13 protein-coding genes are annotated in these 15,194 nt (G+C 58.3%); 5 read left to right on the plus strand and 8 right to left on the minus strand.

The genetic code is table 11. The features are described 5' to 3' along the window. Nucleotides 1–148 precede the first annotated feature (148 nt). Nucleotides 149–2,215: an AsmA family protein gene (locus tag AC1MEA_RS04675; RefSeq protein WP_480916964.1), complete on the minus strand. Its 2,067-nt coding sequence runs from the start codon at nt 2,213–2,215 to the stop codon at nt 149–151. Nucleotides 2,216–2,526: 311 nt separating this feature from the next. On the opposite strand from AC1MEA_RS04675, the gene AC1MEA_RS04680 reads away from it, so the two are divergent. The 5 genes from AC1MEA_RS04680 to AC1MEA_RS04700 all read left to right on the plus strand — a co-directional run bounded on the left by AC1MEA_RS04680 (nt 2,527) and on the right by AC1MEA_RS04700 (nt 6,426). After that, a complete protein-coding gene (locus AC1MEA_RS04680; RefSeq protein ID WP_219062471.1) occupies nt 2,527–3,159 on the plus strand; it encodes a TetR family transcriptional regulator in 633 nt (210 codons plus the stop codon). A 161-nt stretch (nt 3,160–3,320) separates the two neighbouring features. Continuing rightward, the gene (gene ureE / locus AC1MEA_RS04685; RefSeq protein WP_480916965.1) at nt 3,321–3,821 is read left to right on the plus strand and encodes an urease accessory protein UreE; all 501 of its coding nucleotides are present in this window, start codon (nt 3,321–3,323) and stop codon (nt 3,819–3,821) included. Further along, nucleotides 3,818–4,492 (plus strand): urease accessory protein UreF, encoded by a 675-nt coding sequence (locus tag AC1MEA_RS04690; protein ID WP_480916966.1) that lies wholly within the window; start codon nt 3,818–3,820, stop codon nt 4,490–4,492. Before ureE ends, AC1MEA_RS04690 begins: the two co-directional genes overlap by 4 nt. 43 nt (nt 4,493–4,535) lie before the next feature. Further along, complete coding sequence (gene ureG / locus AC1MEA_RS04695) at nt 4,536–5,153, plus strand: urease accessory protein UreG (protein ID WP_480916967.1); 618 nt, start codon at nt 4,536–4,538, stop codon at nt 5,151–5,153. A 136-nt stretch (nt 5,154–5,289) separates the two neighbouring features. After that, nucleotides 5,290–6,426 carry an AGE family epimerase/isomerase gene (locus tag AC1MEA_RS04700; RefSeq protein ID WP_480916968.1) on the plus strand — a complete coding sequence of 379 codons (1,137 nt, stop codon included), beginning with the start codon at nt 5,290–5,292 and terminating at the stop codon, nt 6,424–6,426. 443 nt (nt 6,427–6,869) lie between these two features. Here the strand turns inward: AC1MEA_RS04700 and AC1MEA_RS04705 are convergent, their stop codons facing one another. From AC1MEA_RS04705 to amaA, 7 genes are all read right to left on the minus strand, one after another. After that, entirely contained in the window at nt 6,870–7,634 is a 765-nt protein-coding gene (locus AC1MEA_RS04705; RefSeq protein ID WP_219062466.1) for an SDR family oxidoreductase, read from the minus strand. A 760-nt stretch (nt 7,635–8,394) separates the two neighbouring features. After that, nucleotides 8,395–9,111 (minus strand): ABC transporter ATP-binding protein, encoded by a 717-nt coding sequence (locus AC1MEA_RS04710; protein WP_219062465.1) that lies wholly within the window; start codon nt 9,109–9,111, stop codon nt 8,395–8,397. Further along, nucleotides 9,108–9,983, minus strand: coding sequence for an ABC transporter ATP-binding protein (locus AC1MEA_RS04715; protein ID WP_322277981.1), 876 nt, complete (start codon nt 9,981–9,983; stop codon nt 9,108–9,110). The genes AC1MEA_RS04710 and AC1MEA_RS04715 overlap by 4 nt, the downstream gene beginning before the upstream one ends. Then, a complete protein-coding gene (gene livM / locus AC1MEA_RS04720) occupies nt 9,980–11,263 on the minus strand; it encodes a high-affinity branched-chain amino acid ABC transporter permease LivM (RefSeq protein WP_449634001.1) in 1,284 nt (427 codons plus the stop codon). Before livM ends, AC1MEA_RS04715 begins: the two co-directional genes overlap by 4 nt. Before the next feature lie 2 nt (nt 11,264–11,265). Continuing rightward, nucleotides 11,266–12,180, minus strand: coding sequence for an ABC transporter permease subunit (locus AC1MEA_RS04725; protein WP_219062578.1), 915 nt, complete (start codon nt 12,178–12,180; stop codon nt 11,266–11,268). A 172-nt stretch (nt 12,181–12,352) separates the two neighbouring features. Next, complete coding sequence (locus AC1MEA_RS04730; protein ID WP_449634002.1) at nt 12,353–13,489, minus strand: branched-chain amino acid ABC transporter substrate-binding protein; 1,137 nt, start codon at nt 13,487–13,489, stop codon at nt 12,353–12,355. A gap of 377 nt (nt 13,490–13,866) precedes the next feature. Next, nucleotides 13,867–15,150, minus strand: coding sequence for an L-pipecolate oxidase (amaA, locus tag AC1MEA_RS04735; protein WP_449634003.1), 1,284 nt, complete (start codon nt 15,148–15,150; stop codon nt 13,867–13,869). Between the last annotated feature and the right edge of the window lie 44 nt (nt 15,151–15,194).

The raw sequence follows: 15,194 nt of genomic DNA on the forward strand, positions 1-15,194 counted from the left end.
TGCATCTTTGAATGTCGGAAACATGGAGCGGATACAGTTGATGTGTATCGCTTTACCTCCCCGACCTACCAAGAGCCCTATACCGCCGCTGTAAAAGCGGCAATTTTCGCTCATACGGAGTCAGGGTGGCTCTACTGGGCTCCGGATATCACTTCACGGTCTTCGGCGCCTTGCCCGCTTTCATCTGTTCCAGCAACGGCGCGCATTGGTTCGGCTCGCCTCCGCTAGGCGCCACCAGGGCGAGCAAACCGGCAGCGGGTCCCATGACCGCCCCTAACAGCACCATCCCTGCCCCTCTTAATAGCAGCGGCCCGGTCTCGACACCGGCGTCAGGCTTGGCGAACGGCCCGCGGACATACAGGGGCGAACGCAACGAAAACACGCGCACGCCCTTGGATTCCGGATTGATCTTCAGATCCAGCTGCTCGCTGCTGAAGTTCGCCGTGCCATCGATGTAGACAATCGCGTTCTCGGTATCGAACACGAACAACCGGGTTGTGGCGAGGCCATTTTTGATCCCCAGATCAGCTGCGGCGCAATTGATCTTCACCGTCTGGTCGCCAAACATCTTGCCGACCACATAGTTGCCGACGTTGAGCCCGGCGATCTCCATCAACCCACGGCTGATCGCGCCGTCGTTGACCAACATTTTCAGATCACCATTGGACGTCCCCAGCAACGCGGCTATCGAATTGCCGCGCCCGCTGATGTCCGCGTCACCATTCAACTCGCCGAAGCTGGTTTTCATGGGTTCGAATGTCGGAAACAACTGCTTGAGTTTGAAGTTACGTGCGGTGAGCTTCGCCCGCCCTTGCAGCGGCGTGGCGCGTCCGTCCAGGCGAATGTCCGCGTCCAGCTTGCCGCCCGCCACGCCGAAACGCAGGGGTTGCAGGCTTAATTGGCCGTCGTCGAGCACCACGTGGGTGTACAGGTCAGTGAACGGCAAGTCTGTGCTCTGGACAATTTTCTTACCGGTGAACTCGACGTCGGCATCCATATCGCGCCAGCGCTCGGTGCGAAACGCTTCAACTGGCAGCACCTTACCTGCAGGCTGCTTGCTGTCGCCCCCGCGCTTTTTCTGTGCGGCATTGGAGTCGGCACCAATCAGTGGCGCCAGATCGGCCAGCAGTAACTGGTTGGACACCAGCGTCCCGGTCAGCTTCGGGCGTGGCTGGCTGGCGACGTAACCGAGATCACCCTGGATATCACTGTTGCCGATCTTGCCGTTGAAGCCCTCGTACCGAAACGACGCGCCATCGGGCTCATGCAGTTTGGCCACCAGATGACCGTCGGTGGCATAGGCTGGCGAGTCCGGCAAGGTCACGCCGGTCAGCGGGTACAGGTTAGCCAGGCTGCTGCCCGCGAGCTTCAGGCGCAGGTCCAGCGCACCCAGGTTTTGCGGGTCGGTCAGGGTGCCGGCAACCGTAATATGGGTATCGGCAATCTGCAGATCGGCTTGCAGCGGGAAAGGTTGTGCCGGGTCTTTGAGCGCCAGCAACCCACCGACTTTGCCGGTGCCACTGAGCTTCTGGCCGTGATACTGCCCTTTGACCGTCAGGCCAAAGGTGTAATCCTGCGGCGCGACGCCCTTATTATGAATTTTTTTCGCCTGGCCACTGCCGACGATATCGCTGAACGGGATGGGTTTGCCCAACAGATCAATGACCAGATCGACCTGCGTGTTGAGGTGCTGGTCATTGAGGCTGACCAGCCCTTTATCAAAGCCAATCGTGCCGATGTCGATCACCCATTTCGAAGGCTCGGCGCTGGCGTCGGCCTTGGGCAGGTCGAAGGTCCAGTTGGCGCGGCCATCAGCCAGGCGCTCCAGCTTCGCATCGGGCCCCGTCAGATCGATTCGCGGGATTACAACCTGCTGAAGCAACAATGGCAGGAGCGCCAAACGAAACTCAACACGCTTGAGGGTGACCATCTCCGGGCTTTTGGACCAGTCCGGATTGCCCAGCATCAGGTCTTCAGCGACGACATGCGGCCACGGCAACCACGCGCGCCAACCGCCTTGATCAGGCTCACGCTGCCAGAGCACCGCGAGATTGCCATTGATTGCAAAGGGCCGATGCAGCGCCTCAGAGACTTTTTCGTTGAGGGTCGGTTTGATTCGGTTCCAATCGAACGTCGCAATCACAATGCCCAGAACCGCGAACAACACCAACAGCGTGGTACCCATACCGCTAAAAAATTTACTGCCGCGCGTCATTGCACGATTCTCCTGATAGCGGCAACACGCCCACGTATAGAGGGGCGCGCCTCCGAACGACTTTGCTGTTCGACTGAAAAAAGCCGCTCAGGTTTGGTCAACGTGGCAAATAAGCTGAATTCGATTCGATGATGCCAACACCTGTCTGCCCACTCAGTCGCGCACTGAGGGAGGTTCTGGTCGTCTGGCTGGCTCACTGTCAGCGCATTTCTGCTGTTTACTGAAACTCACTTTTGCAGCGGTCGATTCGACGCATGCGAAGTTCATTTGATAGAGTGCCGAGCAGTCTCCTTTCAGATATCTGCTGCCCCATGCTGCTCCGCGCCGAACAGAAACAACAAACCCGTCACGCCTTGCTCGATGCCGCTCGCAGCTTGATGGAGAGCGGCCGAGGATTCGGCAGCCTGAGCCTGCGTGAAGTGGCCAAAGCTGCGGGCATCGTGCCGACCGGATTCTACCGGCATTTCGAGGACATGGACCAACTGGGTCTGACCCTGGTCTGCGAAGTGGGCGAAACCTTTCGCGAAACCATTCGGCTGGTGCGGCACAACACCTTCGTGGCGACCGGGATCATTGACGCGTCGGTGAAAATCTTTCTCGAGGTGGTCGCCGCCAACCGTTCACAGTTTCTGTTTCTGGCCCGCGAACAATATGGGGGCTCGCTTCAAGTGCGTCAGGCGCTGGGCGCCCTGCGTGAAGGCATCAGCGCTGACCTCGCCACTGACTTGGCGGGGATGCCTAAATTGCAGCATCTCAACCCTGATGACCTGTCTGTCATGGCCGATCTGGTGGTGAAAAGCGTCTTCGCCATGCTGCCAGAGCTGATCGACCCACCCGCCGAGAACCTTGCCGAACACCTGACGCCCCGGGCTAAAATCACCCAGCAATTGCGCTTCATCTTTATCGGCGCCAACCATTGGCAAGGGCTTGGCAGTACCGAGTGACCCGCAATAGCGCTCCAATCAGCGATACGCACTAATAGGGTGCCACTCTGCGTGCTATCTGCACGCAGATGCAGCACTCTCTGTCAGCAAACTCCCACACGATCACTGTTGGCAAGCCCCTTGCTCTGCCTACTGCATCGCACTTAGCTGGAAGCACTCTGATGCTGGTGATTCATCGAAGAATCGATCCTCAAGCCACATGGGCTGCCGAGCTGCATTTGAATTTCGAGGCGCGCAGTAAAAGCCGCCTGCGGTGTTTCAGTGCCGAGGGTGAGGACGTCGGGCTATTTCTCGAGCGCGGTCAGCCACCCCTGCGCGACGGTGAGTGCCTGCAAGCCGAAGACGGGCGCATCGTTCGCGTGTGCGCCCGGCCTGAACAACTGCTGCACGTCACCTGTTCCAACGCTTATGAGCTGACCCGCGCCGCGTATCACCTGGGCAATCGACATGTCGCCCTGCAAGTGGGCGATGGCTGGTTGCGCCTGCTTGATGACTATGTGCTCAAGGCCATGCTCGACCAACTCGGCGCAACCACCGAATCCATTGAGGCCCCGTTCCAACCCGAGCATGGCGCTTATGGCGGCGGCCATCACCATTCGCGAGCGGGCGAGGAAGAGTTTAATTACCCGCCACGCATGCACCAATTTGGCGTGCGTACGTGAACAACGCCTGGGCGCTGCTGCGTCTGGCCAGTCCGCAGTTGCCGATTGGCGGTTACAGCTATTCCCAAGGGCTGGAAATGGCGGTCGAGCAAGCGTTGGTCGCCGACTCAGGCAGCGCTCGACGCTGGATAGGTGATCAACTGTTGCTCAATCTGGCGCGTTTCGAAGCGCCATTATTGCTGGCCCACTGCACCGCAGCAGCACAGGACGATTGGGGCCAATTGTTCCAACTGAGCCAGGAACACCGCGCCAGTCGAGAAACCCGCGAGTTCTATCAGGAAAGCCGGCAGATGGGCTATTCCCTGCAACAACTGCTCAACGGACTGCCTGAACTGGATCAACCGGCACGGGCGTTCCTTGTACAACTGCCAGAGCCGCATTTCGCATTGGGTTGGGCCTTGGCCGCCCGTGCCTGGCAAATCAGCCCGCAAGACGCCTTGGCCGCGTGGTTATGGAGCTGGCTGGAAAACCAACTGGCCGTGCTGATGAAAACCCTGCCGATGGGCCAGCAAGCTGCACAACGCCTGACCAGCGAGTTGTTGCCCCTGCTGCAACAGGCTCAACAGCAGGCCACGACAACCGAACCCCGGCATTACGGCAGCGCCGCCTTCGGCCTCTCGCTGGCGAGCATGGCCCATGAACGTCAATACAGCCGACTGTTTCGGTCCTGATCTTTTTTTGTGTAGAGCCTTGTAGCGCTCAATGGAGAACATTATGAACAGCCAACCCCTGCGCGTCGGCATCGGTGGCCCGGTCGGTTCCGGCAAAACGGCCCTGACCCTGGCCCTGTGCCTGGCCCTGCGCGACCGTTACAACCTGGCCGTGGTCACCAACGATATCTACACCCGTGAGGACGCCGATTTTCTGGTGCGCAATGAAGCCCTCGCGCCCGAGCGGATCATCGGCGTCGAAACGGGCGGCTGCCCACACACCGCCATTCGCGAAGATGCCTCGATCAATCTGGAAGCGGTGGACCAACTGAACCGGCGTTTTCCGGGACTGGACCTGATCATCGTCGAATCCGGTGGCGATAACCTGTCCGCGACCTTCAGCCCCGAGCTGTCGGACCTGACCCTCTACGTGATCGACGTCTCGGCCGGCGACAAACTGCCACGCAAGGGCGGTCCCGGTATCTGCAAGTCGGATTTGCTGGTGATCAACAAGGTCGACCTGGCCCCGCTGGTGGGCGCATCGCTGGAAATAATGGACCGAGACACGAAGAAGATGCGCGGTGAAAAACCCTTCGTCTTCAGCAATCAGAAAACCGGTCTGGGTCTCGAACAGATCATTGCCTTCATCGAGCGCCAGGGCCTGCTGACTCAGACGGCGTGATTTGCCGCGAATAAACTCGCCCCCACAGATCGCATTTTTGTGGGATCGAATTTATTCGCCAATGGGTCAACACGGTGTACCTGATACACCGTTGCGTTACCATGTCGCGCAAACGCCCTAGCCGTGACGCCAGCCGATGCCCGATGCTTCCAGCTCTGCCTCCAAGCCTGAATTGACCCCTGTATTCGCTGCTATGCAGCTACATTTTCAGCAGGTAATCGTGCCGCTCTGGCTAGGTTCTGGCTGGAATGCAGCGCTGGCGCTGCCGTATGAGGCCGTGGACGCCGATCATCAGCCGTTGCCTCCCAAGCGCTACCGCGCCATGGCGTGTGCGCGGCAGTTGTATCTGTTCTCCAGCCTGATCGATCAGCCCTCGACGCCGGATGCACGCGTCCATGCTGCAGCCCTGTTCCGCTCTTTGCAGCAGCATTTCCATGATGCCGAGTACGGTGGCTGGTTTTACAGCATCGATCCGCAAGGCGGGCCTCTGGATCGGCGCAAAGACCTGTACACCCATGCGTTCATCATTTTCGCCTGCGCTCATTACTGGGCCAAGGTGCGCGATCCATTGGTCGAGTCGGTACTCAATGCGGCCCTGAACGTGGTCGCCGAGCGCTTCACCAATGGCGACGGGCTTTACGAAGCCTGTCTCGATCAGGATTGGTCGTTCCTCGACAGTGGTCCGCTACAGAATCCATTGATGCATCTGGCCGAGGCCTTCCTCGCCACCGTGTCCGTACGCGAGGACCTGCCCACTCAAGCAGCATTGGCCGCGCTGGTCGCCGCGATGCAGGCGCAATTCATCGACCCGGCGCACGGCGTGTTGCTGGAAAAACCGCTGGGGGCTGTGGATAACTGGTTCGAGCCGGGGCATCAGTTCGAATGGTTCTTCTTGCTGGAGTCCTCGCCACTGCTGCGCGGCAGTCCCCTGCACGCATCGCTGAGCCGAGCGTTCGCGTTTGCCGAGCGACACGGCGTCGATCCGCAAACAGGCGCGGTCAAGGCGATGCTGGAAGTGAACGGCGCGGTGCGCGATGGCACCCAGCGAATCTGGGCGCAGGCCGAATACCTGCGGGCGTTGACCTTGCGGCCTGACAGCGATGCGTTGCTGGCGCGCCAACTGGTGGCCCTGCAACAACGCTTTCTGCACCCGGCAGGCTGGCATGAATGCCTGGACGCCGATGGCAAGGTCAGCCGCAACGATATGCCGTCGACCACGCCTTATCATTTGGCGACCTGCTATAGCGGTCTGGTTGAGTATTTCAGCGCCTGATAAATCGCCTTCGCGAATGAATTCGCTCCTCTTATCAAACTGATTTTTAATCTTTTAAAAACAATATGTTGGCGCTGGTCTTGATGTATATATCCGGCATTTGGGTGTGCTGGAATTACGGTTTCGCTCTTACAGCGAGGAACCTTTTTCAGACGCCAAAAAGGTACCCCAAAACGCTTGCCCCTCCATACGGATCCTCGCTTAAGCTCGGATTTCCCTCGCGCCGGCGTTGCTCCGGGGGTCGCCGCAAGGGGCCATCCATGGCCCCGTGCGGCTAACTCGGCGTCCTTGCCTCGTTACCCCCTGCACAACGCCTGCGCTCGGCCTTCTGGAAAAGGGGCCTGACCGTAATTCGACAGCCAATTCACACAACATCCCAGAGGCAGATCAAAATCCTGTAGGAGCGAATTTATTCGCGAAAAAGCCGACACGGTCTTACTGACTCAGCCTCGGCTGCGATCAATCGAAAAACCAGCCCAGGTCTGGCTCACCGGCATCAACTCAAGGCTGTTGATGTTGATGTGCGCAGGGGTGTTCAGCACCCAGAAGATGGTCTCGGCGATGTCCTGTGGCTGGATCGGCTCGGCGCCCGCGTACGTGGCGTCATAACGCTCCTTGTCACCGGCAAAACGCACCAGTGAGAACTCGCTTTCGCACAGGCCCGGCTCAATGTTGGTCACACGTACGCCAGTGCCTACCAGGTCGCAGCGCAGGTTCAACGAAAACTGTTTGACGAACGCTTTGGACGCGCCATACACGTGGCTGCCCGGGTACGGATAATTGCCCGCGATGGAACCCAGGTTGATGATCCCGGCCCCACGCCCGTGAGCGATCAACCGTGGCAGCAACAAACGGGTGCTGTACAGCAGGCCCTTGATGTTGGTGTCGACCATGGTGTCCCAGTCATCCAGATCACATTTCGGCGCAGGGTCCACACCCAGTGCCAGACCGGCGTTATTGATCAGCGCACGCAGGGTCGCGAACTCGGCCGGCAGGCCCTCGATGGCGCTCTCCATGGCCTTGCGGTCGCGTACGTCCAGCACCAAGCCATGGACCTTGGTCTGCTTGGACAACTCGGCGCACAGCGCGTTGAGGCGCTCCTCACGACGGCCCGTCAGCACCAGCGACCAGCCAGCGTCGGCAAATCGACGGGCGCACGCTTCGCCAAAGCCGGAAGTGGCACCGGTAATGAACACAGTGGAAGTCATGTCTTTCTCCTGATTTGGCTTGAACGTAGCGCAGCCATGATGACGGGTAAGGGAAACAGGTCAGCAGAATGCCCGCCCAAGCGGGTTTCCAGCAACCCTTTGGGGATAAATCAGCCTCCTGCGCTGGCTGCGACTGTACAAAAAACACTCTATCGAGGCAAAGCCACGTTCCATATGGGCTGCACTGGGTTTTACCCACCTTATCCACAGTCAGACCCACAGTCTTTGGGGGCAAGTGCACATTAGCCCAGACCCGCCAGTTCAGGGCCTGCGTGCGGATTTCGGACGTTTTTCACTTGACCCAGGGGGCCGCGCATGTAGCAGGCACAAATCAGCCTGCCAGGCCAAAACTGCCGGTGAAGGCCCCATGCCAGTAACTACGGCCCTTAGCCGGACCTTTCCAGTGCTTGCCCACAGACTTATCCACAGGTTGCGTCGATAAATTAACTGTACGAATAACCAGCTATAAACCCGTTGACAGAACGCATCGAAGCTCGCGCAAAAACCACTGATCAAAAAACAACCATACTTCTACAGGCCACGTATAACAAGGGCTGCAGCCAGCTACTCCCATGTTACCCACAGCCGCTTCCACAGCAATCTTGGACAAGTCAAAAGCGTGACAAAACAACTATTTGCAGCGTCTTTATGTCGCGCTTCCAGAGCTTGTGAAAATTGTTTTCCACAATTTGAAAAAAGCGCGCCCCGAGTGAATTTCACCCGGGGCGCGCTTGGTATTTACAGCCTGTTTGAGTGCGGATCAGTGACCGCCGAGATACGCGTTCCTGACCTCATCGTTGACCAACAACTCCTGCCCGGTACCTGTCAGGCGGATCTCGCCGTTAACCATCACGTAGGCGCGATCAGAGAGCTTCAGCGCGTGGTTGGCGTTCTGTTCCACCAGGAAGATCGTCATCCCGCTGGAGGCCAGCTCACGCAAGGTCTGGAAGATCTGCTTGACCACGATCGGCGCCAGCCCCAGCGACGGCTCATCGAGCAGCAGCAGTTTGGGTCGGCTCATCAGTGCACGAGCGATGGCGAGCATTTGCTGCTCACCACCGGACATGGTCATGGCGCGCTGATTGCGGCGCTCCTTGAGCCGTGGGAACAGGTCGAACATGTGTTGCATGTCTTCCGTGGCGAACTTGTCGCCAATCGGAATGGTGCCCATCAGCAGGTTTTCCTCGACTGACATGTCGGGGAACACCCGCCGCCCTTCTGGCGACTGCGCTATGCCATTGGAGGCAATGTAGTGCGAAGACTTCTGCGTGATGTCGACGCCGCGATAAATGATCTGCCCATTGGCGGCGCGTGGCTGGCCGAAGATCGACATCAACAGGGTCGACTTGCCGGCGCCGTTGGAGCCGATCAGGCTGACGGTTTCACCTTCGTTGATGTGCAACGACACTTTTTTCAGGGCCTGGATCGGCCCGTAAAACACATCGATCTCTTTCAGTTCGAGGATCGGTTCGCTCATACCAACTCCTCTTCATCAGCGCCCAGGTACGCGGCAATCACTTTCGGGTCGTGGCGGATCTGATCGGGGCCACCTTCTGCGATCACGTTGCCGTGGTCGAGGACCACGATGTAATCGGAAATACTCATGACCATGCCCATGTCGTGTTCGATCAACACCACAGTCAGGTCGTGTTCGTCGCGCAGCAACCGAATCATTTTACTCAGGGCTTCGGTTTCCTGTGGGTTGAGGCCCGCAGCCGGTTCGTCGAGGCAAATGATCTGCGGCCGTGTGCACATGGCCCGGGCGATTTCCAGACGCCGTTGCTGGCCGTAGGACAGTTCGCCGGCCAAGCGGTTGGCGCAGTCCACCAGGTCGACCACTTCCAGCCAGTAGAAGGCGTGGTCAAGGGCATCGCTTTCAGCTTTGCGATAGCCCTTGGTGTTGAGAATCCCGGCCACCATGCTGCGGTTGACCCACATGTGCTGAGCCACCAGCAGGTTTTCCAGTACCGACATTTCCTTGAACAAGCGGATGTTCTGGAAGGTGCGTGCCAGACCGGCACGATTCACCAGGTGCGTGCCGCCGAACATTTTGTAGAACAGACGGCTGGCGAAGGCTTTTGGCGCGACGAAATCAGTGGCGCGAAAGGACTCACCCAGCAGCTGAATGATATTGGTACGGGTGCCGCGGGCATTCAGTTCGATCCGCCCGCCCGAGGCTTTGTAGAAACCGGTCAGGCAGTTGAACACCGTGGTCTTGCCGGCACCGTTAGGCCCGATCAAGGCGAAAATCGAGTTGCGCTTGACCTTCAGGCTGACGTCGCTGAGCGCCTTGATCCCACCGAAGTGCATCATCAGGTTCTCTACCGAAAGAATGACTTCATCGCTCATGGCGCCACTCCTTTACGCGGGGTAATACCGGTCCGGCTGATACGGATCAAGCCACGCGGTCTCCAGATCATCATCAACACCATCAGGATGCCGAACAGCAACACACGGTATTCCGAGAAGCTGCGCAGCAGTTCCGGGGCGACGGTCAGAACGAACGCCGCAATCACCACACCGATGGTCGAGCCCATGCCCCCCAGCACCACGATGGCGAGGATCAGCGCCGACTCGAAGAAGGAGAACGACGTCGGGTTGACGAACCCCTGATAGCTGGCGAAAAACACACCCGCCAAACCGGCAGTGGACGCACCGATAGTGAACGCAGAGAGCTTCACCAGAACATGGTTCAGGCCCATGGAGCGGCAGGCGATTTCATCTTCACGCAAGGCTTCCCAGGCACGACCGACCGGCATGCGAGTCAGGCGATGCTTGACGTAGAGCACCAGCAGGACCACCAGGAACAGCACGGTGTAAATGAACAGGAATTTCAGGTTCGGGTTGTATTCAGTCCCGAAGAACTGGTGGAAAGGTATCCCCCCATCCTTGGCCACACGCCCGAACTCCAGGCCGAGAAAGGTCGGCGATGGCACCGGCATGCCGTTCGGTCCGCCGGTAAAGGACAGCCAGTTGGTCAACACCAGACGAATGATTTCCCCGAAGCCCAAGGTCACGATGGCAAGGTAGTCACCGTGCATTCGTAACACCGGGAAGCCGAGTATGCATCCAGCCAGCGCCGCCGTGATGGCCGCCAGCGGCAGGACCGTCCAGAACCCCAGCCCAAGGTAGTGATAACCCAGCGCCAGGCCATAGGCACCAATGGCATAGAACGCCACATACCCCAGATCGAGCAGACCGGCCAGACCGACCACGATATTGAGGCCAAGGCCCAGCAATACGTAGATCAGGCCGAGAATCACCACTGTCAGCAGGTACTTGTTGGCGAAGATCGGGAAGATGATGGCAATCACGATCAGCAGCGGAATGACCCAGTACAGCTTTGACTTGTGGTCAGGTGCCCGGACATGCACGCCGGAGCCGGTGACTTCAAACCCTTGCAGCACTTTCAGGCCCTGCGCGGTTTGCAGAAACAGGCTCAAGAGAAAACGCCCGACCATGACAATCCCGACCATCCACGCCACGCGGGTGGGTTGCAGGTTGTAGCTATAGCCATCGAGCACTACGCCGACAACCGGGCCGAACACAATCAAGGAGATCAGCCCGGCCAGAATGGCGTCAACCAGGCTTTTCTTGATATCGATAGGTTTATTATTGGCTGCAGACATACTTACACCTTCGCCACGAGTGGGCGACCCAACAGGCCTTGAGGACGGAAAATCAGGATCAGTACCAGCAGCGAGAAGCTGAAGACGTCCTTATAGTCAGAGTTGATCAGTCCGGAAAACAGCGACTCGGAGATGCCCAGGATAATCCCGCCGAGCATGGCCCCAGGCAGCGAACCAATCCCGCCCAACACCGCAGCGGTGAACGCTTTGATACCGATCACGAAGCCTGCGTAGAAGTCGAAGGTGCCGTAGTTCAAGGTGATCAGGACACCGGCCAGTGCCGCCATGGCTGCGCCGATGATGAACACGTAGGAAATGACCCGGTCCGTGTTGATCCCGAGGATCGAAGCCATTTTGCGGTCTTGTTGGGTCGCGCGACACATGCGGCCCAGCTTGGTGTACTTGATGATGTAGGTCAGCAGGGCCATCCCGGCAAACGCTGCAACCAGAATGAAGATTTTGGTGTAGGTGATCTGGACGAAACCTGTCCCGATATCCAGTTTCAACGCCCCGGCCAGCAACGTCGGCACACCTTGCTGCCGTGAACCCTGGCTGATCTGCGCATAGTTCTGCAGGATCAGTGAAACGCCGATGGCACTGATCAGCGGCGCCAGTCGGGTGGAGTTACGCAGCGGTTTGTAAGCGATACGCTCGATGACCCAGCCATACACACCCGTCACAAAGACGGTGAACAGCAACGTCCCGAAGATCAACAGCGGAAAGGATTGAATACCGAAGGAGGACAGCAGAGCCAGGCTGATCGCCGCGAGGTACGCAGAGATCATATACACCTCGCCGTGGGCGAAGTTGATCATGCCGATGATGCCGTAGACCATTGTGTAGCCGATGGCAATCAGGCCGTAGACCGACCCGAGGGTCAGGCCATTGATAATTTGCTGCAGGAAAATACCGTCCATCATGCACTCTCACACGCTTGAGAGGCCACGTTGATCCCGGTTTCGATGAGCCCTTGTGAGGCGCATCTGGCCGGGTTCAAGTGGCTCCAGAAGAAATTAGAACCCATTACCAAAGCCGAGCCAGCGTCTGACGACTTATGTCGGGAGGCGCAGGCTCGGCGATGCGTTTATCTCACTTCTGTTTTTCCAGCTGATGGTATTTGCCTTGTGCATCCCACTGGTAAACCACGTAGTCGGAGACTTTCAAGTCGCCTTTACCGTCCCAGTTTTTCTTGCCCATTACGGTTGGCACCGTATTGGCTTTGAGCCATTCGCTGGCAGCCTCGCCTTTGTTGGACTTGGCACCATTGAACGCAGCAGCCAAGGCCTGCACAGAAGCGTAGGCATACAGGGTGTAGCCTTCAGGCTCGTAACCGGAGGAGCGGAACTTCTCAACCACAGCCTTGCTGTCTGGCAGCATGCGAGGGTCGGCACCGAAGGTCATGTACACGCCATCGACGTACTGAGCACCACCGGCAGTGGTCACCAGTTCGTCAGTCACGATGCCGTCATCGGACATGAACTTGACGTCTTTGAGGCCTTGTTCACGCAGTTGACGGACCAGTGGGCCGGCTTCCGGGTGCAGGCCTCCGAAGTAAACGACATCGGCTTTTTCTGAACGGATCTTGGTGACCAGGGCGCTGAAGTCTTTCTCGCCGCGGGTCAGACCTTCTTCAATAACCGGTTTAACACCACGCGCGGTCAACTGCTTCGACGTGGCGTCAGCCAGGCCCTTGCCGTAAGTGTCTTTGTCGTTGATCACAGCAACGCGTTTGCCTTTGAGCACATCGACGATGTAATCGCCGGCAACGATGCCCTGCTGATCATCACGCCCACACATACGGAACATGGCTTTCAAGCCACGCTCGGTGACGACAGGGTTGGTGGAACCCGGGGTCATCACGATGATGCCTGCGTCGGCATACACTTCTGAAGCAGGAATCGTCGACGATGAGCAGAAGTGCCCGACCACGCCCACCACTTTGTCCTGATCGGTCAGACGGTTGGCTACAGCGACCGCCTGTTTCGGTTCGCAGGCGTCATCGCCTTTGACCAATACGATTTTCTCGCCGTTTACACCACCGCTGGCATTGATCGCGTCCGCTGCAGCCTGGGCGCCTCTCATGTACTGCTCGCCGAAGGACGCGTTCGCACCGGTCATCGGACCTGCCACGCCAATTTTGACATCTGCCTGAACAAACGAAGAAACACCCAATGCAGTAGCAACTGCGAGTGCCAGAAAACCTTTCCTGTAAAACGTCTGCGACATGTGATGGTGCTCCTGAGGTGTTTTAGTTAGCACAGCAACTTCAGCGGAAGCTTTGATTCAGCTACAAGCGCAGAGCAAGTGGCGTGCCATAGGTTTTTTATTCTGAAAAAAGTCGTTGTTTTGTTGTTATTCGACCGTTTTGTGCCCTTTTTCATTGGGCGTGCAACCGTCTAAACCGGAACAGGTACAACCCTCCTTATATAAAAGAGCAACCCTCCCCCTTAAAACTTGCAACCCACGCAGGCGACCCCGTGCAACCCGGCTGTAACCGTGCACGTAACCGAAGTGCACATCCGCAGTGCGCGACCGCTACGGGACGCACCATTAGAGGTTAGTTGGTGCGCGAAAAAGCGCCGCTCATTGCCAGAAAATTCTCCTCAAATCACGATTCGCAGGCACTGGCCCGCGTGATACAGGGAAAAACCAGCCTCATAAAGACAGCTGCGCAGCCCCACTCCCGACAACGGCAGCATCGGCGCAAACGGAATCGGCAACGCCTTGGTATCGCCATGGCACAGATAATCGGCAAACGCCTTACCCACGACACTGCCCGTGGTGTTGCCTCGACCGTTATAACCGGTGACGGCCACCAACCCCGGCGCAGGTTCAAAGAGCCGCAACAGGTGGTCAGGGGTGAATGCGATACAGCCCGTCCAGGTGAATTCCCAGTCCACCGGTTTGAGGTAGGGGAAGTAATGCTGCTGGACGCGGTCTGCCCACGCTTTGAGGAACCAGGCCGGCTTCTGATTGCCGTTGCCCAGGCTGCCTAATAAAAGGCGACCATCAGCGTCGCGACGAATGCTGCTGAGCACCTGGCGCGTGTCCCAGGAACCCTGCCCACCCGGCAAAATCCGCTGTGCAGCCTCTTCAGTCAGTGGCGCCGAGGCGACCTGATAGTAATAACCGGGGAAAAAGTTGCGGCGCAGCTCCGTCCACTCGCCTTCGGTGTACGCATTGGAAGCAATCACCACTTTCTCGGCCAGCACGGCACCGTGCTCGGTGATAACGCACCAACGCTCGCCCTGGCGTTCCAGACGGGTGACCGGGGAATGATCGAATAATTGACCGCCGAGGCTGCCCACGGCTTTTGCGAGCCCGCTAGTGAAAGCCATCGGGTTGAATGTGCCGGCACGCCGATCCAGCAGTGCTGCGGATATTTTCTGAGTGCCGGTAGCGTCCTCGCACGCCTTGCCGGTGAGCAACTCGACCGGCGCGCCCCGACGTTTCCATTGTTCTTCGCGACTGCGCAGATCGGCTTCGCCACGGGCGTTGTGCGCCATGTGCAGCGTACCTTCGCGGCGCAACTGGCAATCGATGTTGTATTTGTCGACCAGGCTGAACACCAGCGACGGCGCGGCACCGAGCATCTGATTCAGCTGACTGCCGACTTTCTTGCCGAACCCGGCTTCGATCTCGTCCGGTGGAATCCACAACCCGGCATTGACCAGCCCGACATTGCGCCCAGAGCCCCCGTGCCCCGTGCGATGGGCCTCAAGCACGGCGACCCGCTTGCCTTGCTCCAACAAATGAATCGCTGCCGACAACCCGGTGATGCCCGCGCCAATCACGCACACATCGACCATCAATTCGCCCTTGAGCGCCTTGGCCTCAGGCCGTTGCGGTGTCAGCTTTTCCCACAGACATTCTTCGCGTAGCGCCATCGCAAAAACCCCTGAAATACTGCGCAAAATCTTGTGTTGCTGAT

The sequence above is a fragment of the Pseudomonas sp. ASL8 genome (genome assembly GCF_056680355.1).